The following is a 25,772-nucleotide window of genomic DNA, read 5'->3' as shown; positions in this document are numbered from 1 at the left end:
AATGACGATGTTAAAGGACCCGGAAATCTTTAGTCCGGATCGCTACTATGTTGGGTACATGGTCGCGCAAATGCTAATGGTTGTGGAATGCCTTTGCACATAAGACATCGTCATTCGTTGCTGTATCAGCGATTGTTTACCGTGCTCAGCCAAGGCTTTGCTGTTAGCCAAATTCCAGTACCGTGTTCAGCAGGTTCAACCTTGTAGGTGTCTTGATTTGGGAGGCGTCGCGCGAGCCGCCTTGACACTTTTCCTTTTTGCTTTGGGTTTGTAAGGCGTGATTGTGACCAGTACGGCAGTTTCTGCTACCAGGCGTGAGATGTCCTGGCCTTTGACACCGCTGCGGCGCGGAATCAATACTGTAGAGCCGGCAACAATCACGCGTTTGCCTCGAATGTCATTGGCGGATCGAAAGGTCGAAAGAGGCACGCCCAATGTGGCTGCCGCTTTGTCCACCGTGGCATTCTCGTTGACAGTAGCCGTTGTCCAACTAGACATTGGCCCACGTTGCATGCGCAACGCCTCGCGCAGCGCGGCCTCATTCTCAACCGGTATATACACTTCTGCCCCGGTGGCGGCGATAACCACCGGTTTCTTGTGGTGTGAATTGAGTGCCACAAACTCAGACAGCGACAATCCAGCAAGCCGAGCTGCCAAGACCATGTCGATGTCGCGCTCTATGGGTACTGGGACAAAATAAGGGGCGTTGCGCATGCTCACTAGCGTGATTCCCATGGACGACGGGTTGGCTACAAGCCGACTCAGTCCCAGCAATCGGGGTACATAATCCGCTGTTTCCCGCGGGAGTTTCAAGTCTTCAAACCGTCCGACCAACCCTTTAGCGCGGGCCTCTACTACAGCTTTTTCCACGTTGCCCTCGCCCCAGTTGTAGGCAGCCAGTGCTAACTGCCAGTCACCATTGAAGCGAACATTCAATTCGGCCAAATACCGCAGGGCTGCTTGCGTGGCGGCGCGCACATGGTTGCGCTCGTCAACGAACATGTGCTGACGCAAGTCAAATCTGCGCCCCGTGGGGCGAATGAACTGCCACAACCCACACGCCGCCGCCCGACTGCAAATGCCGGTCTGGTAGGCGCTTTCAATGGCCGGCAACAGGGCCAGCTCCAAAGGCATATGTGCTTGATCCAGAGACTCCACTATGTCAAACATGTACAAGCGGGCGCGTGTGAACATGCGCGCCAGAAGCGCTGGATGTTCGCTGTACCAGCGCGCGTGTGCCAGCGCACTTCGGGCCAGACGCCCTTGCGTTGTGTCCTCCGACAAAGGCGTCAATGCAAAGCCGTCGCGCAAGCGCTGCCACATGTCATCGGTGTGTTGCAGCTTGCTGGCGACAGGCAAGGTAGTAGCGGCTGACACCATAGCGGGCACAGACTGGTTGATCGCATTGGCTGTTGGGGTTGCTACTTCGCCTGACATAGCGATGGCCGGGACAACGGGTGGCAATGCGCGATTCTGCGTCTGCGGCGCCCCAGACCCCGCTAATGACAAGTCTGCATACGGCGCATTGTCGCCGCTCGGTAGGGTCACGGGCGTAGTTTGGCAGGCGTGCAAAAGCACGGTGACTGCGCACATTGCCAACCGACGCAGGCAGGGCAGCGAGAAAGTAGGCGTATGAAGACGAAGCATAGTGAGTGTGGTTGCCATCGTCAGACTCCGCTTGCCTGTTGCGACGCTTGTACCAGCGCGGCCTGCCACACAGGCTGCGCCACTGCCTCAGCAAAGCGCTGGGCCAGTGCAGGGTTGTTGTGGGCCAAAACCTCGCCCACCAACTGGCTGCGCTGTCGCACATACTGGGCTGCATAGCTGGGGCTCCATCCGGGGGCGGGGCCTTCCTCCATGCTGGCCACCACATCGGCTAATTTGATGCATTGCACCTCAGGTTCAGCGTGTGCCATGCGTTGCAACTGCAATGCCTTGCGCTCAGCGCGCGGTGTACCGGTGGGTGCCGAATCGGTCATTGCATCGACCCATGCCAGCACCTGAGCGCCCAGACTCTCTGCGATTTTCTGACGCAGCAACACCGCTTGATCATCGGATGCGTTTTCCAGGGTATCGTGCAAAAGCGCCGCTGCGTGGATACGCGGGTTGCCAACCCCCACCTGCGCCAACAGCCCCTGTACGTGCAAAGCGTGCAGGGCTTCGGGCGTGACCCCATCCTTGCGGGTTTTCCCTTGGCTTGCCCAAAACAAAATGGCGTTGGCGCGGTGAAAATACTCTGCGTCAAAGCGGATAGGGGTAGAGCATAGAGCGATGCGGGGTGGGGTCAACATGGCGTACCTCTTGTGCGGTTGTGGCGGGTACAAAGAGATACGGCGCTGGAGTACGGTTTGGCGCAACTTGCACAAGTATTCTTTCCACGGCGTGCAAAAAGAGTGTGCTACCGGCAGTGTGCCTTGGTGCCAATGGTTGTTACGGGCTCTTTCTGGCAAAGAGAGGCAACGCCGAATGGCGTGGTGCGTACGGTGTGATCAGGTGCATAGCTCCCTCACCCGGGGGCTGAAGGTTGCTGAAGGAATAATTTCAATAACCACCAGAACCTACAGGGAGTCTGGCGCGCCCAACTGCGGTTTCAAAGTTCAATGATTGCTTGCTTTCAAGAGCAAGGCGTCTTGTCCAAAATGCTCAATTTGAGGTGATTGTGGCGCTACCCATGGCCGAGCTTGGCGCGAGATTTTCGGCGTGCGTTGTTTTAGATACTGCCCCAATTGTCGAATGCTGAGTTCGCCCCCGCCACCGGGCGCACCCCCGGTAGCCAAGCCCTCCAACAGACTTAACGTGAACGGGCTGTTGTCGCCAGATTTTATGCCGTCGAATGCCAAATTGGTGGCCGTAACGGCGGCAAAAAGATGCAAGCCCATCGTGCGCGCCAGACCTGCCAAGCGAGCGTCGTAAAGGCCTGCCAACTTGGTGTCGAAGCCCCCTGAATGGCAGGTGTCAAAAATCAGCAATTGCGTCATGGCCGGGATGGCCTTGCTGTGCTCCATGATGTCATTGGAGGTCAACAAATTGACGCATACGTTTTGCGTACATTGCACGTCATACGGCACGATGCCATAGACGCTGTTAGCGTCCAGTGCGCCATGCCCCGACACGTAAAAGATAAAAGTGTCCCCTGGCCCGGCTTGGCGGGCAATGGTTCGAAGATGCGTCAACATTGACGCACGAGTGGCGCCCGGATTGGTCAACAAGCCGACTACATGGATGTTTTTAGGTTTGAATAGGCTGGTGGCGTAGCCGGGCTTGGTGCAACCTAATTGACGCAAGCCGGCCTGCGCCAAAGCAGCCTGCCCTGCGTAGTGGCAAATAAAGTCGGTGGCATCTTTACGAGGGCTGACTAAATTCTTCCAATCTTTATCGCCCACCTGATCCAACCCAATTGCCAAGAGCCACAGGCGTGGCTCTGGCGCAGGCAACTCTGATTTGAATGAGATAGTGCGGCCTAGTCCTAGAATGCTGTTGTCGGCATTTCGCGCCATCACGGTCACATCATTCAAGGCGTTGGGCAGCACTTCAATTTCGACTGAGTCGGTGTAGCTTCCATAAGCGTCCAGCGACTTGGGTGGTGCGTAACGCTGGCCTATGGATGTCCCTGCGGACAACCGCTGGTCGGTGTTTGCAGTGGCGCTGGGTGTGCTACTGCCCTGACGCCATAAGGGGAATCTGGGTGCGTCTCTGTAATTGCCGTCGTTTTTAACCAGTTTTCCGTTGTGAAAAACCAGCACTTCACCCACACCGCCACCTTGGCTTTGCACCGAGTAGTCAACGCGAATGCGCCGGGCTGTGGCTTGTGGGGCGTGGATGGAAAGTTGGCTAATGAGAGGCGCAGGATGTTGCAGTGCTTGTTCCAAACTCACATTTGCAGTCTGTGCCACGTAGTCTGTTGCGCCTGTGAGTTTGGCCTGCAAGATGTCAGGTCGGTAAAACAAATCATAAAACTGGTGAAACTGTACGGGCGTATTGCCGTACTGCGCTGTCACCAATTTCGCGGCGGCGAAGCTTCCATCAAAAAAACCTTCGGGCGCAATGCTAAGTGGCCCCTCAGCAGTGAAGTACACGGTGAACAGTTCGTTCAACGCTGCGTCCAGAATCTGACTGCGGCCATCACGGTAATGCACAACAAAACGCTCTTTGCCTAGCGGTGCAATTAACAGAACACCTACACCGGCGCGTTTGAGTCCCTGTTGGTTGCGCAGCATTTGTCCGTCAAAACCAAGCCAGTTACCTTGCGGGTCAGCGGCCACATCCATCAAGCCATATTTATCCGGCTGTGGTCGCAGATTGCGTCCATCGAAAACGAAAACCTGTTTGTCTTCCAGCAAAAGAAAGGCGGTTTGGTGCTGCACACGCAGTCTTCGGACAGGGGCAGGTAGACGTTCAAAGGCAGTGGCCCGACATTGGGCAAAGCGAAACATCTCGCCACTGCCACTGATGCCGTAGGCCACGCCATTCAAATCGAACAGGTAAGCATCAACGCCCGGCACTTTAGCGGCGCTGCCGGAACTGCCGCTCTGGCACCAGACGCCGCCGATCCCACTCAGGCTGCGCAACGTGTCTTCGGAAAACGCCACATTGTTGTGGGTGGGCACTTGCAAGCCCAGCAGGCTTTGTAGTTGAGGCGCAGCCAAGTCCGCAATTTGAATCACCTGTTCGTTGCGCACAAGCAGCGTCCCTCGGTCATCCTGTGCCCCCAGTCCAGGCATCACCACACTGCCAGCGTTTGGCAAATACAGACGGTTTGGCCCCAAGGCAATGTCCAATTCATAACGTGAGGTCAATACCTGCGCCAAGTGATTAGGGTTTGCCAACCCAAGATCGGTGACCGTTTTGAGCATCCTTTGCATCAATCGGGTCAGCAGCATCGGGTTGGGGGGGCGCGATCCGTCGAATGCTTGACTTTGCTCTAGTGGAACATCTGGAAATCGCCGCAATGAAGTTGTCGGTGCAAGGGCCGCTGTGGGCGGAGGCAGTGCATCCAACAATCGTGGCAGCTCTGTGGCACTTAGACGCAGGGTCTTTGCGTTGGGATAAGAAAGACTCAAGCCGTCCGCATCCTGTTGCGCGTGAGCCGCGTTGAACGCGGTGGTGTGGATGCGTTGATGGCGCGTCCCAGCCATGCCGAGCCAAAGCCCCGCGTCGCCGCCATGCAAGAAATCAACACTTTCCAAGAGTTGATGATATTGGTAAAGCTTTTCATCGGGCTGGGCCGCCGCCTTAAGCACGCCTGCCGGCCACTCCTTACTCTGAAAATGTGGCACTGAAAAGAGCACCATGCCGATGCCGGGTAAATATAAAGATGCCGATGTCCCGTAGATAGGAGGGCTAGAAAAAACCCCGTGATTAACCGATGGACTTTGTTGCCAGGAACGTGCCACGGCGATAGAGCTTGCTCCCACATCCGGAAGCAATTTCTGCTGGCTGACTATTCGGCGTCGAATGTTTGTTCCGATTTCCCACACCTCAAAGTCACCGCCCTCTGCGCTGGCGCGACACAGATGCATTAGTGCATCTTGGGCCGCAAGGCCTTGGGTCAGACATCGGCGTTGTGGGAGGGCGACTTTTTCAAGAACACTGCCTTCGCTGTCAAGTAGCCAGTAGTCCACATTCAACGGTTGATCCTGAAGGAATACAGCGGGCGTATTCAGAGAAATGACAAAGTAGCGCTTATCCAAGCGCACGGCGTGCTGCAGCCGTCCAGTGGCATCGGTCAGAAGCGGGGTTGCCGAGCCACGATCAAGGTCAATGTCAAGCAGGCCACCAACAATAGGCAAGACAAGATGCCCGTCGTGAACCACCGGGATGAATAGCTGAGGAGAAGTGGCAAGGTCAACTGTCTTTGGTAGGTCGATTCGGCGCGCTGCTTGGCCGTTGCTGCGGTGGTGCAGCACCATCTGTGGGTGGATGGTGATGAAACCATCGTTTGGGTGGGAAGCAATAGCAAGCAACCTGGCCGGAGTGGCAGTGACTAGGTGCGCCAACACCTGCCCTTGTGAGCCTATCGGGTGGACAGAGCCCAGCGCGTCAACCCATGCCAAGCCGCCGGCCCAACGCACAGCCATGCCGCCAAGGGGTGGCAAGGCATTCAGCACAGGCTGCGCAGAACTGGTCAGGCTCAGCAACGCCCACAGAATACCCAGTAAACAGTGCGAAAGATGCGAGCAGAGCCACCGGCGCTCGCCCCAATCCTTGCGGGCTGCACCAAAGCTAGAACTGCATTTGGATTGCATCTACCACCCAGACCTGTTTGCTAAATACACCAAGCAGTGGCACGCTGATTTGCCGGAACTTCACCAGCAGCACCGAAGTACCAGCCTGTGGTTGAGTGACATTATTTGAGGCTTCGGTTACAGCGTTTAACCATTCGGTGTAGCGCTGAATTTCACTCAGCTGCGCCGGCTTACCTTGTAGCACGCGAAGCGCGTCGAAGACTATCGACCAGAAAACGTCGCTGTTGAGAACACCGTGTTGTGCAAAGTCCAGCAGCTTGTGGAGCTTCTGGCAATCCAGTGCGCCCGGCAATTGTTTCCCATCCAATGTGCATGGGTTGTTCCCAGCCGAGTAGAAAAACTGCGACCTGCAGTAGCTGTTGCTGGCCCTACACGCCACATCACCAGCCTTGAACGGTAAAGCGATCTGAAGAGGTGTTTCTGCGCCAGCATCAGTCCTCGCTTCAATCTTCGCCACAGACATCCATTGGCCGATGGCGGAAAGTTCGGTCAATCTGTCATTAAAATATCGGTCATCCAGTTGCAAGGCACCCTGCTTGCGCCAAAGCTCGGGAAGTTGCAATAAATGCCCCATCGCCTGAAGCTGCTGGGTACTTGACGGCGACGCCAGTACATTTTCTAGACAGGTCCACATTTCTTTTGCAGATCGACTGCCATACCAAGCGCGATCTGCCCCAATGTCTTGCAAATTACGCGGCGCACACCGCTCCAGCGGTGCGGCGAGCGATTGCAATAGGGCTCGACCCGTATCCGTCAGTAGTGCCCCTGCCAAGGCCACATGCTCGGGATCAGGCAACAAGGGTTCTCCATTCAGCTGAATGCTCGGAAGCTGCCCCAGCAAACCTTCCACCCAAGAGACCAAACCGGGAGCTGGTGGGGTGCGTGACACCCAATGTCTATTCCAGTCATCGACCTGAAGTTGAGCCTTGGTTTGGGTTTGCGTTAGCTTGATGCGGTGCGAGCGGGCGCTCCGAATGGCCGCGCCGAAGCCACGGTCCAATCGATCCAAATCAAGCACACCGGGTATTCCTGCTCCCAGCTGCGTTCCTGCCAGGGTGGCCGAACGTACCGTACACAAATGCACATTTCCAAGCCCTTGAGTACAAACTTGCTCCAGGTTGTCCATCTGCTCAAGGCTGTCCAGCAACTCCGGCAGGCTGTCCTTGCCCACAGGCGCAAACTTGCCCGGCCCAACCAGACCCATCCGCGCACGCACCTGCGCAATGCTCTCTCTAAACTCAGCGTTTGCTTTCGCTGTGCTCGGTTGACTCCAACTGCTCGCAGTGGCAAAACACAATGCCAGCCACAGGCCGGCGCGACATTGCTTAAGCACGGAATTATTCATAGCGCTTTTGGGAGGGACAAAAAATGAGGGAAATTTCTGCATTGCCAAGTTGGTTGGCCGCGTTGCTGCGTTCAAAAATGAGCGACGCTGCCCATTCTCGGGGTGGTGCGCACTAGGCGAACCGCAGCTTTTTTTTGGGTGTAATTCAAACTTGCACTACCAAGATAGAAATAAACAAACCAAGCAATGTCTTGGTGCGCATGGGAAGATGTCCAGTACCCGTCGGGTGGCGTATTCGGAAACATTCGCTGATCGATAGTGGGACGGACGTAGCTATTACCGCGGCAAACATCTGCCGTCGGTGGCCCGCCGTCGTTGAAATTCTTTGTCGTTTCGCCAATCCCGCTGGTGCAGTCTACCAAGCCAAACAGTTCGCGCACAGTAGGAACGCGCCAGTCATGCTTCCCCGCGTAGCCACCTTGCGCATTAGTTTGTCGGGCGATGTCAAGAGCCTCTTGCCATGAGTATGAATTGGGCTTGCCCGTGCAAGTGCTGCCATTCCATGTTTGCCCAAGTGAGCAACGCATCCACTCCAGTCCGGTACGGGCATCGCCCACCACGCCATTGGCAAGCACTACATAGCGAGTGCCTGGCAGTGGTTCAATCCGCACGCCGGAGATGTATGGCTCTGAGGGAATACCCGTGATTTCGATCTCTGATGGAATTGCCGTTACCACGTCTGCTTTGAATGCTTTCTCACGCTCGGCTAACTGCTTTCTGAGCTGCGCAATCTCAGCATCTCTGGCAGCTGTGTCGGTAGCAGCATCGGAACTGGACGTTTTCAGCGGTATGGGCACGAAGGTAAAGGGCCGGTACAAACTGGCGCGGAACTCGGGACGCTGCGGCCCACCTTTTTTTTGGTCCACGTTCTCAGTCAAGATATACACCTGCTGCGCTACCCGCTCTGCCACTTGGGTAATGCTTTCAGCCGGTCGGTGGATTTCGCGCAACAGCACCCGCGTAAAGACGCTGTGTGGGTCGCTGTCTTTCTCATCGATATAGGACAACGCGGCTTGGCCATGAGAGGCTGCATACATCACCAGTTGCCCAGACACGGCATTGTCAATTTTCAAGCCGGTGATGCGGTTGCTGCCGTCTTTGGTGTTGCGTTGGCGGGTTGGGTAGCTGCGGCAGGCGTCCAGTATCGCTACCAACACTTTGGGCTTGCGCTCCTGTATGACCTTGAGCGCCTTTTCGGTGCTGAGATAAAGGTCGTTGAGGGAAAGGTCGCTGGCTTCCAAGTCAAGCGGTGGTGCGTCCACCGGCACCAAAAAATTACCCAAAACATCGTTGCTCAATCCATGCCCACTGAAATAAAAAACCACCTCATCTTCGGCCTTGATGGTTTTGATGAAGCCTTCCAAATCACTGGTCAATTCTTTTCTGCTGCGGTCTAGTAATGCTTTGCCGGTGTGAACCTTAAAGCCCAGATCGGCTAGCGCTTGGGCTACGCCTTGGGCATCGGCCTTGCTGCGTGGCAAGGCGTAGAGGTAGCTGATGGCTTGGTAATCGGCGTTGCCAATCACCAAGGCGCGTCTTTCGGCGTGGGATGGCAGGGTGGTAAGGATGCCCAATAGGCCCATGCACCAGGTCATGCATCGAAGGGCTTGTCGCACTTGTGTTCCTTTTCAATAAAGAAATGTCCTGAAACCTGTGTCTGGCAAGGTGCCCGCGCTCACCGTAGGGCCATCAGGCGTACGCGCACCCGGCGGTTTTTGCCATCACGGGCTGGTTCCACGGCAGGTTGGCTACTGCCATAGCCCACGGCCTGCACACGGCTGGTGTCCACGCCATAGCGCTGGCGCAGTTGGTCGCGTATGTAGGCGGCGCGGCGGCAGCTGACGTCACGGTTGACGCTCTCGGGGCTACCGTCGGCGTTGGCGTGTCCCTCGATGACCCAATGGCGTGTTGCAAGTTGCGGGTTACTGAGGTGTTGTGCAAGCAGCTTGAGGTCAACCTCCAGTGCTGTGGGATTGAGCTCGTACTGGTTGTTGCCGTAGTTCCAGCGCACATCCAGGTAGCGGTCGGTGCTCTGCCAGGCTTGGCCTGCGGCACCCTTACTCTGGGCTAGTGGTGGTGTGCCCGAAAACTTAGTGCGTTTGTAGCAGTTGTCCAGATCCTCTTGCGCAATGTTTACCCAGTGGCCTTTGGGCGAGTAGCCCTTCGTGCCTTCAGCGGGGTCCGGACTGAGCAGGCGTTTGATATCCGCGGCGGTGAGTTCGCCTTCATCAAAGTCGCGTTTATCTAGGGCTGCAAATGTTGCTGCTTGTTCGGGGGAGCCGAATTTTTGTTCTGCCCATGCCCCGCTAGGGCACAAAAGACTGAGGGCGAGGCCAATGGTTGCTATAGGGTGTGCAAAATAGGTGGCGCTGGGCATGACGTCTCCGGTAAATACGGTGAGATGAGTTCCTGAATATCGCCTACAAAAATGAAGTTTAATTGCTGATTGATTGCCGGGAATAGCGGTCGAATTGCTTTATTGGGGGGCTAGATTAGGTCTTGAGGGGTGGACGCGGTGGTTCGACTCGAATGCCAAAGTGGGTGCATCGTCACGTCACTGGTTTGTACGAACTAAACGGACGTAGAGGTGACTACTGCGGGCAGCGTTACTGCCAACATATCCAGAATCGAAATCAACCAGCCAGGCTGCATCGTCAAATCCCATATCTGGCGAGGACGTCCAATATTGCCTATACGATGACGGAAAGACCCTTTTGCGAAGCGTCGGCATGATGTTCTCTTCGTCGCACAACTCGTAAATAGCGCCAAGGCCGTCCTGGGGATCAGTGCTCCCTGTAGTTTTGCCACTGCTGCACCAAACCAGGCTCCGCAGCTCGCGAACTTTGGGCACGCGCCATCCATTGCCTGCTAGTTTTTGAGCCCCGTCGAAACTAAACTTTTTAGCAGAGCCCACACAGACACCGTTCTCCCAACGTTGCCCCACAGAGCACCGCGCCCAAGTCAGCCCAGTTTGTACATCTTTTACCTCACTGCCATCTGCCACGATTTGGTAGCGGCCATGTAGTAAGCTGGATTGCGTTGTCAGCTCAATCATTGGTTGAGTCGCTGTAGATGCGGCTGATGCAGTGGACGGTCGGGACGCTACCGCAGCTGGTGCCGCAAGTTTGTTGTCTGTCACTTCATAGGCCACCACCGGTGACACTGCAAAGTTTTGCCGTGCGTTCTGGCAAGCTTGCTGGGCTGCACCACTTTGGCTGGTGCAGTTGAACAAGGCGGTAATGTCTTGTGTGCCCTGATAATTGGTTACTGCGATGTGGCGGGGCTGCCCCTCCTGCCCCGGTGCCAGCGGCCAGTTGATTCGCGCGGGCGTGATGACGGCCAACATTCGCACGGTGCCCGCTGGGCCGGTAACGGGCCAAGGGCGATTGCCGTCTGCATAGCCGTCGTCACACGTAGCTTTGCCTGGGCAAGTGATAGTGGCACCTGCTGCAATTGGCTGGTTGGCGATGGGTACCGCCACGCGCTGGGATTTTTCGTCCTGCGCATCGGCGGCGAACAAAGTGAGGTAGCCCTCATGTGGCAGGGGGTTTGTGGCCGTGAACTGAAACAGGTCGCCCGTAAAAAATTGGTTTTGTGCCTTCATGGCGGTGCCTGCATAGAGGGTGGCCTTGGCGTTGCTCACAGCGCCGGGGTTCTGGGTAATGCCGTCGAGTAAGCGCTGTACCGCAGGTGCCTGGATTTGCGCGAGTTCAGCTTCCCGATATGCATACCATTGCGAAGAAACCCAAGGCGTGCCCACCACAGCCACACCCCAGAAACTGCCTCCTACGACAGCCGCCGCACCCAAAGCTCTGGCTATGTTTTTTGCTACACCCCAGTAGCGTGCGTGGTGTTCGGCGCGCTGTTGCTCACCTTCATCATTTAGAAGTTGTTTTTCAGCCTGATTCAGAGCCTGCTCTGCTGGGGCGGCTTGCTCTTTTTCGTGTCGAGTGGCGTCGTCGACATCAAAATCGGCCCTGTACAGGTCAATGTGACGCACATCGTCTTGCGGCCGCAATTTCCCAATGGCAGCGTCCAACCGCGCTATCAGGTCAGTGTGTATTTCTAGGCGCTTGGCATCTGCCAGCGCACGGCGCTGTGTGATGTCGGGCTCAATGTCGTAGTCGAACGTGGCTTCGCCCAGATTCACCAGCTCTTGAGCGAGGCCTCCTGTGGCTTCTGCGCCATCGTTAAAGCTGCCCAGAAGCTCCCGGATGTCAAGGACCGGGTGGTACAAGGTATCTTCGCCGCCTTTGCACAACTGGCGTAGGACGCTGCCAAGCCACCAGTAATCTTGGCGCCAGTCCACTTGTTCGTAGTGGCGGGTGGCGGTGGATGCGTGTGTAGTCCAAAAGGCCACGTCGGCCATGGCGTCGATTTCGTTGGTCCAGCCACCTTTGCTCCTTTGTTCAGGGGTGAGTTGATAGAACGCCGATCGGGCCTGAGCTTCAATTTCCTCTGTTGCTCTTTGCATGCAAGGGGACATGCCGTCACTATTGATCGGCAATTGCCTGGGCGGCGGGTAGCTGGGGTGCAGGGCAAAGCCTACGTCGATGATGCAGACCTTGGCCCACACCGGTTCAATGCGCACACCCGCCTTTGCCCCGGTCAGGTGGCTGTAGGTGGCGTCAATGCACCAGTTGCCGGTGTTACCGTCCACCGTAACCATGCCTTTTTCATGTGCTTCGTTCAGGGCGATGAGTGCACCCCGTGCAAAGCGCAGGTAATTGCCGGACAGGTGGAAAATGTGCTGGTAACGGCGGTGTTGGTGAACAAAGCTCCACTTAAGCCATTGCTTGAGGGTGGGGCCCATGTCGGTGGTGCGCAGCATGGGGGTGGAGAGAGTGGGCTGAAGCCCTTGGCCTGCAACAAACAGCGAAGACCTGCCCACATCTCGGAAGTCCACGAATTGCACGCAATGCTGTGCAGTCTTCAATACGTCCAGCATGTTTTTTTCGTGCTGGTTAAAGCAACTCAGGTCACCTTTACCGGTTTTAGGGTATTGCTTCTCCCATACGGCGGTGGGCGTAGCCAGTTGAACGTCGCAAGAACGGCCAAGCAAGACCGACGGAATGGTTTTCGCAGCATCTGCATAGTGGTGAGCAAAGAAGGCAATGGGCCGGGTTTTGTCGATGCTGTTGAGAACGTCTTCCCAACTGGGGCCGCTGCTTTGCCCGGCTGACAAGGAGTGGTTGATGGGGGTGGACGATGGCATGTGGATATTCTCTTGGACTGGAGGGTACTGCTTGAAATACAGTTTATGAAAACAAGCGGCGCAGCAGGCCGGTACGTGCGCGGGTGCGCGCAACAGGTCCGGTGGGTCGCGCCAATAGCACGGTGATGTCGTCCGCGCTACCGGCAACGCGGGCCGTTTGCACCAGTCGCAGGGCGGCGGCCTCCAGGCTTGGGGCGTGGATCAGGATGCTTGCCATGCAGCCCGCATCCAAGCCACGGTGCAGGCCGTCGCTGCACAGCAGCAGGGTGCTGCCGCTGGGCAAGGCCAGTGGCACTACCTCTGGTTCGCCCATGGCATCGCTGCCGATCATGGCGGCTGGGTCGTCAGGTTTTGCACCTTGATCGGCCCAGGGCAAGCCCATGCTTTGGTAGGTTTGATCTTGCGTGAGTGGCATGGCGTGGGTGCCGTCAAAGGCATAGATGCGGGCGTCGCCAACGCGCATGATGTAGCTTGGCACACCGGCCTGTTGCGTCAGCCAAGCGGCGGCCAAAGTGGTGGCACCCCGCGCATGGCTGACTGTGCGCAGGCGCATCTGCACCTGGGCCTCAGCCTGCTCCATCCACTGGGCAATGCCGCTGGCATTGCCCACCAGTGCGATAGGCATGCGCACGGCGTGGGCGCTGGCGGTGGCGCTGGCCACGTCGCCGCGTGCCCCACCGCCCACCCCGTCGCAAACACTCACAAACACGGTCTGTTGGTTGGGGCATTGGTGCGCCACGCTGTCCTCACAGACGTGCGGATGGTGTACGCCAATGACCTGCGCCCACGCAATGTCCCAACATTTCGTTTGCTCGGCACCGCAGCGGGCCATGCGCATGTCGATTGCAGGGGGCTGCGCTGTGGCCACGCTGGTGGTGACGGAAGCATCGGTGGGGGGCAAGTGCATTATTCCGATTGCTTGGGTATTCATGCGGCTTCCATGCGAAGTTCAAGAATAGCATCACCGTCTGTGCCGCCCAGCTTGAGCCACTCGCCCTGGGCCATTTTGTCTTGCGGCAGCAAGAAGTGGCTCGGCATGGCACTGCGCCGAAAGAAGGTGCCGTTGCGCCCCTTGTTGATGACGCAGAACGCCTGGGTGGTGCTGTTGTAACTCTCCAAAACGAGGTGGTCGCGCGAGGTGAAGTTGACGAAGTTTTGGGGCTCCGCGTCGGCCAGCACATGGGCGGGCGTGGTGTCTTGCTCGCCTTTGACGGCGTAGCCACGCATGCTGGGGTGGCGACCGATGGTGTAGGGAAAGTTGTCTGCCAGCAAGGGCACCAGCACCTCCCCGTTGCGGCTGCGCAGGCGCATTTGAGCAACGGCGGCAGGCTTGTTGCCGACAATGCTTGACAAAGGGGTATCGCTCACGTCCATATAGCCTTGCGCGCGGGCTTTGGAGATGGGGGTGTTGCTGACCTCGTCTACGCCAGAGTTGCACTCCGGGGAGCTTGTCTCGGAATCCGCAAAGTAACGGTCGGCAGGGACAGGGCCCGCTGGGGGGGGGGTGTTGCCTACCAGGTTTGGCTCGCCGCTCTGCTGGGGTGCCTCCTGCGCCACCGTGGTTACGGGCAGTGGTGGCGCTTTGGGGCGGGTTACGGGGTGGCCGTCAAAAGCAAAGCGCACTTTGAAGTTGGTACCACCAAAGCTGGCCAGCCGCTCCACCGGGTGGCCGTTGACGGTGTGGATGTCTGCCACGATGGTGCAGCCGAAGTAGTCGCCCATGTCGATGGTGCCACTGGCCCCCGGTGCGGCTGCGATGATGTTTTTGACCGCATGGGCCAGCGTTTGGGGTTGCAGGCTGTTGAGGTAGTGCACCATGCGGTCGGGGGCGCCGGTTAGGTCGATGTAGACCACGCGCAGACCATACATTTCATCAGGTGCCCATTCTTGTAGGTCGGCCGTGTTGGCCACCACTTCGGTAATGGAGCTCGTGAGCACGTTGCCAAATGCTCGCATGGGCGTGTTTCCACGTTCAGGCAAGGCGATGCGAAACTCTTGCGGCTCTTGCACTTGAGGCAATTCGGGAGGTGACTGGTAGATGACGCCAGCAGGCTCGCTTTGGCGCTCGCCAGCCAAAGGATCGCCGCGCAGCCAGGTGCGCAAAGCACTCAGGATACCGGCGTCTTTGGCGCTGGGGGCAAAAGCGGGTGCGCTGGGGTGGGTGAAGAATTGTGCTTGCATGATTGGTACTCCGTGAAGTTCACCGCGACAGTGCGGTACTTGTTGTTACGGCTCTAGCGCGAAAAACGGCTCAATGCTTCTTGAAAGCTGATGAGCAGGGTGTGGTACGGCGGTTCTAGGTTGCCCGCAGGGACCTGGTCAATGCTGCCGCTCATGCCAAAGGGCGTGAGTGCAGCGCAAAGGGCTCGAACCCTGTTGTCCAACTCATGTGGGGTGAGCAAATGGGTGGGTAGGTAGGCCCGGCTGATGAGCAGGCTGGCATGGGGCCGGGCACCGCGCAAAGCGGCAGTGTGATGCAGTGCATCAACCACGCCGTCGTTCACGAATGCAAACAGTGCGTCCCAGCTTCGGGCCCGGCTACACAGGACCGGTAGCTGTTTTGTAAGTATGGGTTTGCTCATGGCTGGGCTCCTGCAACAAGTGAAGCGTTTGAAGTACCGGCTGGTTTCGTGCCCGAAGTTGCCGGGAAGAACATGCGGTTGACCAGCGATAGGGCTGCCTCGGTCGCAATGTTGGCGGTCGATTCGTTATGCCCTTCAATAAGCTGAGTGTTGCGGTTCCAGTTGCGCTCGGCAAAAGTGACGATGACGAAGGCTTGGCCGCTTTGTGGTTGCCGTACCAGGGCGACATAGAGCTTGTTCGGCGGCATGGCGCATTTATCTACGCGGTTCTTGACGACGTGGTGAAGGCGGTCGGTCTCCTTGTTCATGTTTGCCAGCTTCTGCGCGTCTTCACGGCACGCTGCGCTCCATTGCGGCAGCGGGGTGGAGTGGCTTTTGTCCACATCTGCACTGAACACCGTGGTCCCAGTTTTGCCAAACACCTCCAAAGTGGCTTCGCTGCGCGCTTTGCCTGTGCAGGGAAGATGGCCGCCAGGCATGGCCCGGGCTGCCCGTGTGCAGGCCGAGTGGGCGGTGCCAAACGACGCGATGCCTCCGACTAGATCATTGAGCAGTTGGCGGGGATGGGGCGTGTCGGACAGGGCGATAGGAACGTTGGCGTCTTCTGCGCGGGGCGTGGGCGCTTGGGCTGCCGCAATCAGATGCGCTTGCAGCGCGGGGCGATCAGTGGCGCTGGTGTGCAAGGCAAGCATCAGGTTGGCCACGCCCAGGGGACTTGCCAAGGCATCGCCGGTTCCAAAAAACTCGCTCACCAGCTGCCCAAGCCGCATTCCTTTACAGGATTTCCACTGCCGACTAGAACAGGCGGCAAGCTCTTGTTCAGATAATTCATGAGGCCACACGGTCATGGGCTTGCCGTTGGCTAGGTGCATAAAGCGTGCACCAAATCGCGGAACGTTGAGGTCTGCGCTTTGGCCTAGGTCAAGACTGTCCTGGTACATGCCGTTCCAACCGACTTGAGCCGCCACCTGAGCAATCGAGTTGACTCGCTGCGCGGCGCAGGTGGCATTGAACTGCGCGGATTCGCAAAAGATGATGTCAATGAGGGGCAGGGTTTGGGAGCGGGCCAGAATGGTTGGGAGTTGCGCCATTTCGGCGCTGCGCAAGCCCACGCGCAACAAGCCGAGGTAGATGATGAGCTTGGTAATGCTGCCGGGCCTGGCTTGTTGATCGAATACCCGGCTGCCAAGCATGTCAGGAGTGTGGATGGGGGCATCGGGCAGATCCGGGCAGTCGGCACCCAGTTCGGATCTGCCATACAGCTGGGCGTAGCACGGGGTGTAGGCGCTGGCTGCAGCTGTGATGCCACCCGTATGCGCGTTCACCACAAGTAGCCCCATGGAGCGCACAGGTGCGCCCTCGTACATGGCGTCGTTTGCCACACTGACGCACCACGGGCAGGCCACGCAGGCGGAGCGCATGCCGGTGTAGCAATCCACTGTGGTTTGGGCACGCGTTGCCCAGGTGGGATCGAGCGTGAGGGTGACGTTGCGCCCCTGCTTGATGGGCGCAATGAGCGCTCCATTCAGGTCAAACACTCTTGTGTTGGGGCTATTCTCTTGCGTGGGGCGAACAAAGCCTTGCAGGGCCGCCTGCACGGTGTTTGCATGGGGCAACAGGGTTTCCAACCCACTGGTGCACTCGTCATTACCTTGCAGAGCAATGCAACCGGCTAAACGAAAGCGGTTGAAGCGTTTCTCGGGGGGCTTGGCTTGTTGGGACGTGTTGACTTTGTCCTTGGCTTGGACATAGCGGTCAGGAATGGCGCGGCTTTGAAACTGGATGCTGAGCATCGCAAGCAGGGCAATGGTGATGGCTCCCAGCACCCAGGCCAGCCAGACCATGTGGGGCAGATGCGTTGAAAGCGGCTTTTGCGGCGAGGTCTTCATGTTTTTCTCCTGTGGTGGTATTGGCTTTACGGCGCTGGCGGCGGTTTAGGCGCAAACCTGCCTTAGCCTGCGCGCCCCAGGGCCAGTCCCACCCACATTGCCGTGCCCATAAGCGCTATCCCCCCGTACCCCATGGGGAAAGTAACGCCCGTGAGCGAAGACCAACCCATGAGGGCGCCGGCAGATACCAGCACCTGCGCAATGCATACCAGTACGGGAACGGCAACCATCCATGCACCGAGCAGCGCCACCGGCTTGGCAGCGGGCGTGGTGCTGGCTGCTGGTAATGAAGCGGCCAATACGCTGCCGCTCCAGCCCACCAGGCAGGCGGCTATGAGCAGGGCCCCGGTGGCACCAAAACTGGCATACAACAAGGCGTAGCCGAGGTCAGAGGGCATCACAATGGGCGCACCGGTGCCCAGAGAACACTCGGCCAGTGCAAACAATGGTCTTGCGCCACAGTAGGGCACTTGCCCCAGCCCAAAGCCACCCAGGCCCCAGGGCCGTGATGGCACGGCGTCCATAAGCCACATGGCCAGCGCCAGCGTGGGGCTATAGGCGTTGTAGGGGTTCTCTGCCATTTGCGCACGCAACAGCCCCATGCGGCTAAACAGGGGAATCACCTCCATCAGGATGAGGTTCCACACAGCAACGCAGGCCACGGCAAGCACGACGCAAAGGACGGCTTTGCTCAAAACCGAGCGTGTGCGGCCCAGCAAAGGGATGCCGAACAGCAAGGGCACCGCCAGCGCGAGCACAAGCATGGGGCCTTTGTCGTCGGACAAAATCAGCCCCCCTGCGCTGACTATCAGGACGCATATCACACCCTTGGCCGCAAGCCACACGCGCCCTGGGCTGGTGGGCCATTCGCCAATGCGATAGGCAAACCACGACAGAGTGCAGCAGGCCATCAACTTGAGCAACTCCCCGCTGAGTTGCGGTTTGCCCAGGCCGTGCAAGCCGCTGATGCCCAAGTATTGCTGACGCTTGTAAAAGCCTATCCACCCCAAAAGCAGCGCCAGGGAGCCTGCCAGCGCAAGCAGGCGAAGCCACCCGCACCAGCCGTGAGCGCTGGCCTCCAAGCGCGTGCATACGCGTATCCAAAGTTGCAGCAGCGCATCGCGGCAGGCAGAGACCGCACACATCACTATGCTGGCATACAGCATGGCGTGCAATTGCCACAGCCCGTAGTAGCGCGCTCCATACTCAGCAGGCATGCTGCTCATGCCACCTGGGACGATGGGCCCGCGCCCGGCAAAGTCCACCAGCGTGAGCCATTGAATGCCGACGAGGAGAATCCACCCAGGCCAAACCAGCGTCTGCAACGGGGGCGGCTGCAGTTGGCCAGAAGGAGAGCCCGGCATCGCCGCGTGCAACACGGCGGCCAGCGCAACGACGCCAGCGATGGATGCCAGCGCTAGGGGGCCAGCACCAAGGAGAAATGCCCCCGGTAACCAGATTGCCAATGCAAGTGCTGGAGTGGTGCCTATGCGCAGCAACAGTAAGCTTACGTACCCCAATGCGGCAATGAGTGCGATAGCCCAACAGGCGTGCATTGCGGCGAGAACGGACAAGCTGTTCAGCAGCGACGCGCCAGACAAGTGGCTGTTCATAAGATAGGTGCCGTAGTGCCGTAGCCATTGCCATGACAAAGCACCGTCAATCTCTGGCGGGAGCGCCGGATAGCGTCCCCCCAGGCCGTGCAGTGACGGTTCGCTTCCCAAAGGGGCGGCGAGATTGTCAAAGAAGGCAAAAATCGCACATAGTAGGGTCGCTTGCCAAAAGGCGCTTCGTATGATGGAGTGGATCGGCTGGAAGGTGGCTTCAGGCATGGGGCATCTTTGGTTTGGAGTAGGGATAAGTCTTTTACGACGCCAGCCACCAATTCGGCGCAAAGTTCAACCGTTTTTTGGAGAGGTTATGCAAGCCAGCCCATCACCCAAGGAATCCGCCCAACAAGAGCGGGAAAAAAAGATCAGTGCGGCGTTGAAGAAAGTCGCCCCCCAGAAGCGAGAGGCCGAGTTGCGCGCCTTACTGCGCTCCTACGGGAAGGACGCCGACGTGCAATTGACCGCCTCGCAGGCGTATTGGGTCGACCCTCTAGACCTAGCGAAGGAGAGAGCCCATTACGCTGAACTTCGGAATCTGTTGATCAAGCTTGCAGGCAGGCACATCAAAAACCAAGGTGACAGGGAAGTATGGGCACAAGAGATGCTCACGCGGCTTGCCGCCGGCGAGGCCACTTGGCTTGCCGAGGACTGGTACCCCATGGAATGGAAGGTTCGAAAGCTGGCATCCCCAGTGACGGCGGATTTGGCTAAATTCTGGAACGGGCAAGACAAAGGCGACCGAGATGTGGTGCGGGACTATTTTGATGCACTGGAAAGAGAACTACTGAAGCTTTGCGGCGGCGAAGTGCCACAGGGAGCACTTCTGAATGATGAGGCACAGGATTGCGATGCATGTTGCCTGCTAATGCTGATGGCGGTTGAACGGTTCCATGACGATCAATTGGAGCTAAGGCGGGAGAAGGATAAAGGACTCGACAGAGATCAGACGCCCAGGGCTTGGGTGATCCGGTTTTTGGAACCCTTTAGCTACCGCATCCGGCGGGTGTTTGCCAATGATGTAGTGGAAGAACAGGACCGAGGCAGGACCGCAGAACTGCAACTGTGGTCGTCAATGCCGACGGCAGTGAGCTTGCTGCTGGATGCGTTGAAGAAGCAGGCGCTACAAGAGCTCCCCGGAGTCTCTCTGGGCCGAATGGCAGATACGCCCGAGGCGCGCGGGCAAAATGTAGAAGACCCGGCCGAGGTAACTCTGGAGGTGGAAGCCCATGTTCCGTTGGGGGCTTCTGATACGTTTTTGCGTGTGAAGAGCTTGCTTGGTTTGGTTAGTCAGGTGATTGTTGAAATGGACAACAAGCCCGTTGGGCCTGATCGCATTGTTTTGACTGAACGACACAAGAAGGTGTGGCAGCAGTGGCTGGCGATTCGTTATGTACTTGAAGTGGATGGGAAGGAAGGGCGACTCCCAGAAGGGTGGCTCGACAGGGCATTGCTGTCGGCAAAAAAATTGGAACCTTTAAATGTCGCCGTGCGTCAATCAGATCATTACGCACTTACTGTTGACGACTTTGCCGAACTGGTTGGGATTTCTGAAAACACGATTCGACGGTTGACCGATGAAGCCTACGGCTATGTCAAAGCACACCCACTGTTCGATGAGATAGTGCTGCATTTTGTGCCAACAAAGCTGACGCCCAGCTCCCCTGGGTTGCCGCCACAGGCACCAGACAGGCTCTTGACGACCGTTCGTACTGCGCTGCATTCAAAGAACGGAAAGCAGATGTTCAGAGATGCTTTGCACGTGTGGGGTGTGGACAAAGGTTTGGTAACCTGAGCTATTCAGGATTCAGTTACCTCACGTCCAATTCATAGATTCCTACTCCATCACTGGCTTTAGCCGCCCCACGCGTTTATGTAGCCCTTGCATGCGGTACGCGATGATAACTTCGTGATGTGGTAAATAAATACCCTACCCGATCAAAGAGAGGGTAAATTAGTTTTTTGCACTATAGGTGAGCCGCTAGCCCAAATTGGAGGCTTTTTCATTCAATACTTTAGTTCAGCGACTCGACTAGATAGTGTGCTATTTTCTGGAGTGAGTAACCTGTTACCCAACAACTAAGCGAATGCTTTCTCTTCCGCAGATACTTGCACATCCACAGAAATATATAGTCCTGCGCTTGCTGCGATATCTACCAAAGCATCCAGAGAGATTTTTGAAATTTCCCCTGAATAAGATCGCTCATGCGCGGTTGCGTGATTTGACAGAGTCTAGCTGCCTCTTCCTGCGTGAGTTTTCATTTTCTGACGACGTCCCCCCGTATTTGAGTGGTGCCTGAGCTTGGAGTCCAATCCCGTGTAGGAGAAGATTGGACGTGAAGAAGCGATTTACCTGTCAATGCCACTCGTAATTTCCGCACATGGGGGTGCGGCGTAAAACTTGGACTACCTGGAGGTAGTTCATGTATCCACACGAAGAGCGAATTCGTGCAGTAAAGCTGTACATCAAGCTTGGCCAGCGCCTCAACGCGACCATCCGGCAACTAGGCTATCCCACCAAGAACGCTCTGTAGGGCTGGTATCTGGATTACATCCAGAGTCAGGATCTGAGATCCGGTTATGTGCGCCTTTGGCAGAAGTATTCAAAGCAGCAGAAGCAAGTTGCAGTGGAGCACTTCATGGATCATGGTCAATGCATAGCCTTCACCAGAAGGGCCATGGGATATCCGAGTCGGGAAGCTTTGACCGATTGAATCAACGAGTTACACCCGGAACGGCGGCGCAAGTTTGTGACCAAAGCGGCTAACGTGTCACACACTCCAGCCCACAAGGCTACTGCAGTCCTGGATTCTTGTACCAGGCAAACCAGTGCAACTGAGGTTGCAAAGTCCGTTGCAGTGAGCAGGTCGCCACTCTACAGCGCGATATCCGGCGTCTGCAACTTGAGCACGACATCTTGAATAAGGCCAATGAACTCCTGAAAAAAGGCCTGGGCGTCACCCCGCACTTCCTGAGCAACAGGGAGAAGACCTTGCTGGTTGACGCCATGAAGGACACCTACACGCTGGCGGAATTGCTGGCCGAGCTGGATTTGGCCCGCAGCACTTATTTCTATCACTGCGCCCGACTCAAAGAGTCGGACAAGTATGCAGACGCCCGCATAGCTATTGCCGACGTATTCCAAAGCAATCATCGTTGCTACGGCTACAGGCGAATGCGGGCTGCACTTGGCAGGCGGCATGTGCACCTCTCGGAGAAGGTCGTGCAGCACTTGATGAAGCAGGAACGCTTGGTAGTTGCAGCCAACAAGCGGCGACGGTATGGGTCATATCTCGGAGAAATCAGTCCAGCGCCGGAGAACCTGATCAATCGGGACTTCGAGGCAGATCCCCCGAATGAGAAATGGCCGACAGACATCACAGAATTCCAGATCCCATCGGGGAAGGTGTATCTCTCTCCGATGATTGACTGCTTTGATGGCCTGGTGGTGAGTTGGACTATCGAAACGCGTCCGGACTCCGACTTGGTGAATACGATGCTGGACGCTGCCATTGAGTCGGTTGCCACCGGTGCAATGAAACCCGTCATTCATTCTGATCGTGGTGCTGACTACCGTTGGTCGGGTTGGTTGCAAAAGGTCCGAAAGGCCAAACTCATCCGATCGATGGTAAGCGCCCATTTCTACACGTACTAGACGCGATTGAGGTAGCCCATGAAGCTAAGAGCCTCCACAACTCTGGGTAAAGAAATGGCAACACTAACTCGACTCGGCAAAGATTACTGGGAACGTCATCTCAGGAAATGGCGTAAATCAGGGCAAACACAGAGCCAGTACTGCGTCAGTGCAGGGCTGAACATTAAGACTTTCAGCCGCTGGAAACTCCTGCTAGCTGCCCCGTTAACTGGGAAAGTTCCGGTGCCACCAACCATCGAAAAACCAATGTCTCTGGTTCCAGTGCGCTTGGCGCAGCCAGAGGTGGTGGACACCAGGATTGGTTGTATTCGTGATATCCGAATCCGACTAGACGACAGGCAATGGGTTGTGGACGTTCCTTTCGGCGTTGATCCTAAGCACCTTGCCAATGTGCTGAAAGCCGTTGCGGGAGTTACGCAATGATCGACTTCGTTGCAGATCGCGTCTGGTTGGCCGCCGGCTTCACAGACATGCGCAAGTCAATCGATGGGTTGTCAGCCATTGTGAAGTACGAGATGGAATTCGATCCACTCTCGCCCGCAATCTTCGTGTTTTGTGGTCGCCGGCGTGACCGAATCAAACTACTGTATTGGGACATCAATGGCTTTTGGCTGTTGTACAAGCGTTTGGAGAAGGGCTGCTTCCGGTGGCCCACCACGGGAACCGAATCCGTACTTCTTACGCGCCGCCAACTGGCGTGGCTCCTTGACGGCTTGCACATTGAGCAGCGCCAAGCCCACAAGCCGGTGAGGGCATCTGTAGTCGCTTAACCATTGCAGGACGAATTTTTATGAGCCGACCCTTCTTGCAAACTATCTGTCAATGCCATATAGTTTGCAGCAAGAGGTGGCTCGCCCAACGGAACCCATGGAGGTGAGCAACATGAAAAGTATTCGCAATAAGGACACCAAGCAGAGTGCGCGTACCGTGTCCAAAGGAAAAACAGATGTTCGTGCCCTACGTCGAACGAGAGTTGCTGTCCCTGACCGAGAGTCTGTCTCGGCCGGCGATGTGCGTGCAATTCGCGAATCGAATGGGGTTAGCCAGGCTGTATTGGCGCTCTACCTTGGTACCAGCACCGCTTCGGTAACCCAATGGGAACAAAGCCTACGCACTCCAACGGGAGCTACAGCAACGCTCCTCAGCCTGATCAAGCGCAAGGGGCTGCAAGTCCTTATGTAAGCGCTCGGGTGGCCCGAATCGCCCAAGTGGAGCCGGAATTCGCGACGCGCTTCATACAGCGGACATTTGCAGAGGGCGCAGAATTATTCGGCCCGGCAGACCCAGTAGAACTTGACGGCTGGACTGACACAGCGAGTGGACTTGGTGGGCCCATCTTCGACGTTGTTGATGGAAAGATTTTTCCAATCCTAGATCCAGAGCCTGTGGTCGAATTGTCGGCAGGCCGAGGTCCGGATGAGGCCATACTTGACCTGCATACATACTGCTCGATGAAGCGAATCGTCTTGCGCAAGGCTGGCGACGTCGGGTCAATCATCTTTACCTCCATCGAGGTACTGGCAAAACAGATTGCGGGTGAGAAACGAGCGCGCGAACAAGCCGAGGCAGAATGTGCCCGACTGGCCGAGCAACTCAAGTTGGCTCAGGAACGTCAGTTCGGCACGAGTAGCGAGCAGAAACTGCAGGTATCAAGCCCCGGCGCTGAAGCTGACTCGCCACCGGTCATCAGCGACGACGCGGAGCCAAAGAAGAAACTGCGCCTCGCCGCTTCGGGTGGGGGGCGAAAACCACTCGCTGCTCACCTGCCACGGGAAGATGTCCGTCACGAACTCCAACCGCACGAACGCAAATGCCAAGCCTGCAATGGCGAGCTAATTGAACTTTCCCCAACTGTCGCAGAGGAAATGTACACGATCCCCAAGCGGCACGTGGTGCGTCGGCACGCGCAGGCAAATTACCACTGCCGCTGCTGCAATCGATTTACCAGTGCGCCGATGCCACTCCGAATGTTTGCGGGCAGTTCGTACGGGTCACCTGAATTTGTGGCCGATGTCGCGACAGCCAAATACCAATTCGGAATCCCGCTTTATCGTCAGGTCGATATGGCCGCAGCGAGCGGCGTGCCGCTCAACCGAACCACCCTCGCAAACCTCATGATCACGTTGGGGGATCGCCTCACATCGTTGCACATCCTCTTGCGGGAAAAGCTGCTGTCGCAGCCATTGATCCATGCCGATGAAACTACGGTTCAAGTGCTGAAAGAGCCAGGGCGTCGCCCGGAGCAACAGTCCTATCTTTGGTTGTTCCGCAGTGGCGCCAAGGCGGAACAGCAAATGGTCGTGTTTGAGTACCAGCAAACACGGGCCGGTATTCACGCATTGAACTTCCTGACTCAAGACGATGGATCTATGTACAGCGGAAAGCTGCAGGCCGACGGTTACGCAGGATACAACTCCGTCAGCGAGGCTGTTCGAATTGCCTGTATGGCACACATTCGACGAAAGTTTGTTGACGCACTGAAGCTTGTCCCATCGCCTGCACGTTCTGATTCGGTTGCGGCGGAAATTATTGAACTGATTGGCGAGCTCTATGCTGTTGAACGTTCCGGCAAGGGGCTTACGGATGAGGCGCTTTTGGCACTTCGGAATCGTGACAGTCGCCCCCTCGTCGCTCGGATTGAGGCTTGGCTCAAAGAACATCGCAATACGGTACTTCCCAAAACCGCACTCGGCAACGCCGTTCGCTACGCCTTGGATCAGTGGCCTGCAATGAAGAAATACCTCGACGACCCGGGATGTTCAATTGACAACAACATTGCCGAGCGCGACATAAAACGCGTTGTCATGGGCAGGAAGGCTTGGCTATTTGCAGAAAGTGTCGATGGCATGGAAGCCAATGCAGTCCTATACAGTCTTGTGCAGACCTGCATAGCAAATCAGGTTGACCCCTATCGGTACTTCAAGGCCGTCATCGAGCGCATGCCATACGCCAAGTCGCAAACCGACTTGGAGGCGCTTCTGCCCTGGGCTCTGAAGCAAGAATTTGAAGACGAAGCTGCCGCAGTCAAGTTGGTCGCCTAATACGTGTCACTGGAATCAATTCAGTACCGCTTAGGCCCCCAGTGACATTAAAAGCGGCACGCCCATGCTTTCGTTCGGCGCGGACGTGGCGCCCTTGATTTGCCACCTTTCGGGAGCACCAGCTTTTTTGCCCGCGTACTCTGATTCGGTTGGCAATTTTGCGATTAAATAAGGCGCGCATTAAATTACTTGC

At 56.9% G+C, this 25,772-nt stretch carries 17 protein-coding genes and 2 pseudogenes; 6 read left to right on the top strand and 13 right to left on the bottom strand.

Annotation, left to right across the window (positions count from 1 at the left end; translation table 11 throughout):
• Positions 1-195: 195 nt before the first annotated feature.
• The 12 genes from AEP_RS08290 to AEP_RS08235 form a co-directional block, all read right to left on the bottom strand.
• Complete coding sequence (locus AEP_RS08290; protein WP_157673095.1) at positions 196-1,437, bottom strand: transglycosylase SLT domain-containing protein; 1,242 nt, start codon at positions 1,435-1,437, stop codon at positions 196-198.
• A 230-nt stretch (positions 1,438-1,667) separates the two neighbouring features.
• Positions 1,668-2,291, bottom strand: a complete 624-nt coding sequence (locus AEP_RS08285) for an HD domain-containing protein (RefSeq protein ID WP_157673094.1) — start codon at positions 2,289-2,291, stop codon at positions 1,668-1,670.
• A 306-nt stretch (positions 2,292-2,597) separates the two neighbouring features.
• Complete coding sequence (locus AEP_RS08280; RefSeq protein ID WP_198301919.1) at positions 2,598-6,077, bottom strand: caspase family protein; 3,480 nt, start codon at positions 6,075-6,077, stop codon at positions 2,598-2,600.
• Between the two features lie 145 nt (positions 6,078-6,222).
• Entirely contained in the window at positions 6,223-7,590 is a 1,368-nt protein-coding gene (locus tag AEP_RS08275; RefSeq protein ID WP_157673093.1) for a hypothetical protein, read from the bottom strand.
• Between the two features lie 71 nt (positions 7,591-7,661).
• The gene (locus AEP_RS08270; protein WP_232459996.1) at positions 7,662-9,116 is read right to left on the bottom strand and encodes an Lcl domain-containing protein; all 1,455 of its coding nucleotides are present in this window, start codon (positions 9,114-9,116) and stop codon (positions 7,662-7,664) included.
• 149 nt (positions 9,117-9,265) lie between these two features.
• Positions 9,266-9,967, bottom strand: coding sequence for an OmpA family protein (locus tag AEP_RS08265; RefSeq protein ID WP_087494937.1), 702 nt, complete (start codon positions 9,965-9,967; stop codon positions 9,266-9,268).
• Positions 9,968-10,144: 177 nt separating this feature from the next.
• On the bottom strand, positions 10,145-12,805 hold the full coding sequence (locus tag AEP_RS08260; RefSeq protein WP_087494936.1) for an Lcl C-terminal domain-containing protein: 2,661 nt from the start codon (positions 12,803-12,805) through the stop codon (positions 10,145-10,147).
• Positions 12,806-12,848: 43 nt separating this feature from the next.
• On the bottom strand, positions 12,849-13,712 hold the full coding sequence (locus AEP_RS08255) for a PP2C family protein-serine/threonine phosphatase (RefSeq protein WP_157673091.1): 864 nt from the start codon (positions 13,710-13,712) through the stop codon (positions 12,849-12,851).
• Between the two features lie 20 nt (positions 13,713-13,732).
• A complete protein-coding gene (locus AEP_RS08250; RefSeq protein ID WP_087494934.1) occupies positions 13,733-14,986 on the bottom strand; it encodes a hypothetical protein in 1,254 nt (417 codons plus the stop codon).
• A 53-nt stretch (positions 14,987-15,039) separates the two neighbouring features.
• The gene (locus AEP_RS08245) at positions 15,040-15,387 is read right to left on the bottom strand and encodes a hypothetical protein (protein ID WP_087494933.1); all 348 of its coding nucleotides are present in this window, start codon (positions 15,385-15,387) and stop codon (positions 15,040-15,042) included.
• Positions 15,384-17,276, bottom strand: a complete 1,893-nt coding sequence (locus tag AEP_RS08240) for a hypothetical protein (RefSeq protein ID WP_087494932.1) — start codon at positions 17,274-17,276, stop codon at positions 15,384-15,386. Before AEP_RS08240 ends, AEP_RS08245 begins: the two co-directional genes overlap by 4 nt.
• Before the next feature lie 62 nt (positions 17,277-17,338).
• Complete coding sequence (locus AEP_RS08235) at positions 17,339-18,889, bottom strand: hypothetical protein (protein ID WP_087494931.1); 1,551 nt, start codon at positions 18,887-18,889, stop codon at positions 17,339-17,341.
• Positions 18,890-19,070: 181 nt separating this feature from the next.
• On the opposite strand from AEP_RS08235, the gene AEP_RS08230 reads away from it, so the two are divergent.
• Positions 19,071-20,678 (top strand): hypothetical protein, encoded by a 1,608-nt coding sequence (locus AEP_RS08230; RefSeq protein ID WP_157673090.1) that lies wholly within the window; start codon positions 19,071-19,073, stop codon positions 20,676-20,678.
• 358 nt (positions 20,679-21,036) lie between these two features.
• Here the strand turns inward: AEP_RS08230 and AEP_RS21370 are convergent.
• Positions 21,037-21,129: pseudogene (locus AEP_RS21370) on the bottom strand (hypothetical protein); the annotation flags it as partial.
• Between the two features lie 177 nt (positions 21,130-21,306).
• Here AEP_RS21370 and AEP_RS08225 point away from each other — a divergent pair.
• From AEP_RS08225 to tnpC, 5 genes and pseudogenes are all read left to right on the top strand, one after another.
• A pseudogene (locus AEP_RS08225) lies at positions 21,307-22,511 on the top strand (IS3 family transposase); the annotation flags it as partial.
• 45 nt (positions 22,512-22,556) lie between these two features.
• Positions 22,557-22,961, top strand: coding sequence for an IS66 family insertion sequence element accessory protein TnpA (gene tnpA, locus AEP_RS08220; protein WP_087494929.1), 405 nt, complete (start codon positions 22,557-22,559; stop codon positions 22,959-22,961).
• Positions 22,958-23,308 carry an IS66 family insertion sequence element accessory protein TnpB gene (gene tnpB / locus AEP_RS08215; protein ID WP_087494928.1) on the top strand — a complete coding sequence of 117 codons (351 nt, stop codon included), beginning with the start codon at positions 22,958-22,960 and terminating at the stop codon, positions 23,306-23,308. The genes tnpA and tnpB overlap by 4 nt, the downstream gene beginning before the upstream one ends.
• Before the next feature lie 112 nt (positions 23,309-23,420).
• Entirely contained in the window at positions 23,421-23,720 is a 300-nt protein-coding gene (locus AEP_RS08210; RefSeq protein ID WP_157673089.1) for a helix-turn-helix domain-containing protein, read from the top strand.
• A gap of 8 nt (positions 23,721-23,728) precedes the next feature.
• On the top strand, positions 23,729-25,579 hold the full coding sequence (gene tnpC / locus AEP_RS08205; RefSeq protein ID WP_157673088.1) for an IS66 family transposase: 1,851 nt from the start codon (positions 23,729-23,731) through the stop codon (positions 25,577-25,579).
• The last annotated feature ends 193 nt before the right edge of the window (positions 25,580-25,772 follow it).

This window comes from Curvibacter sp. AEP1-3, from assembly GCF_002163715.1.
Lineage (GTDB): Bacteria > Pseudomonadota > Gammaproteobacteria > Burkholderiales > Burkholderiaceae_C > Allorhodoferax.
The sequence above is the reverse complement of the archived record's forward strand: the minus strand, read 5'-3'. Positions and strand labels throughout refer to the sequence as shown.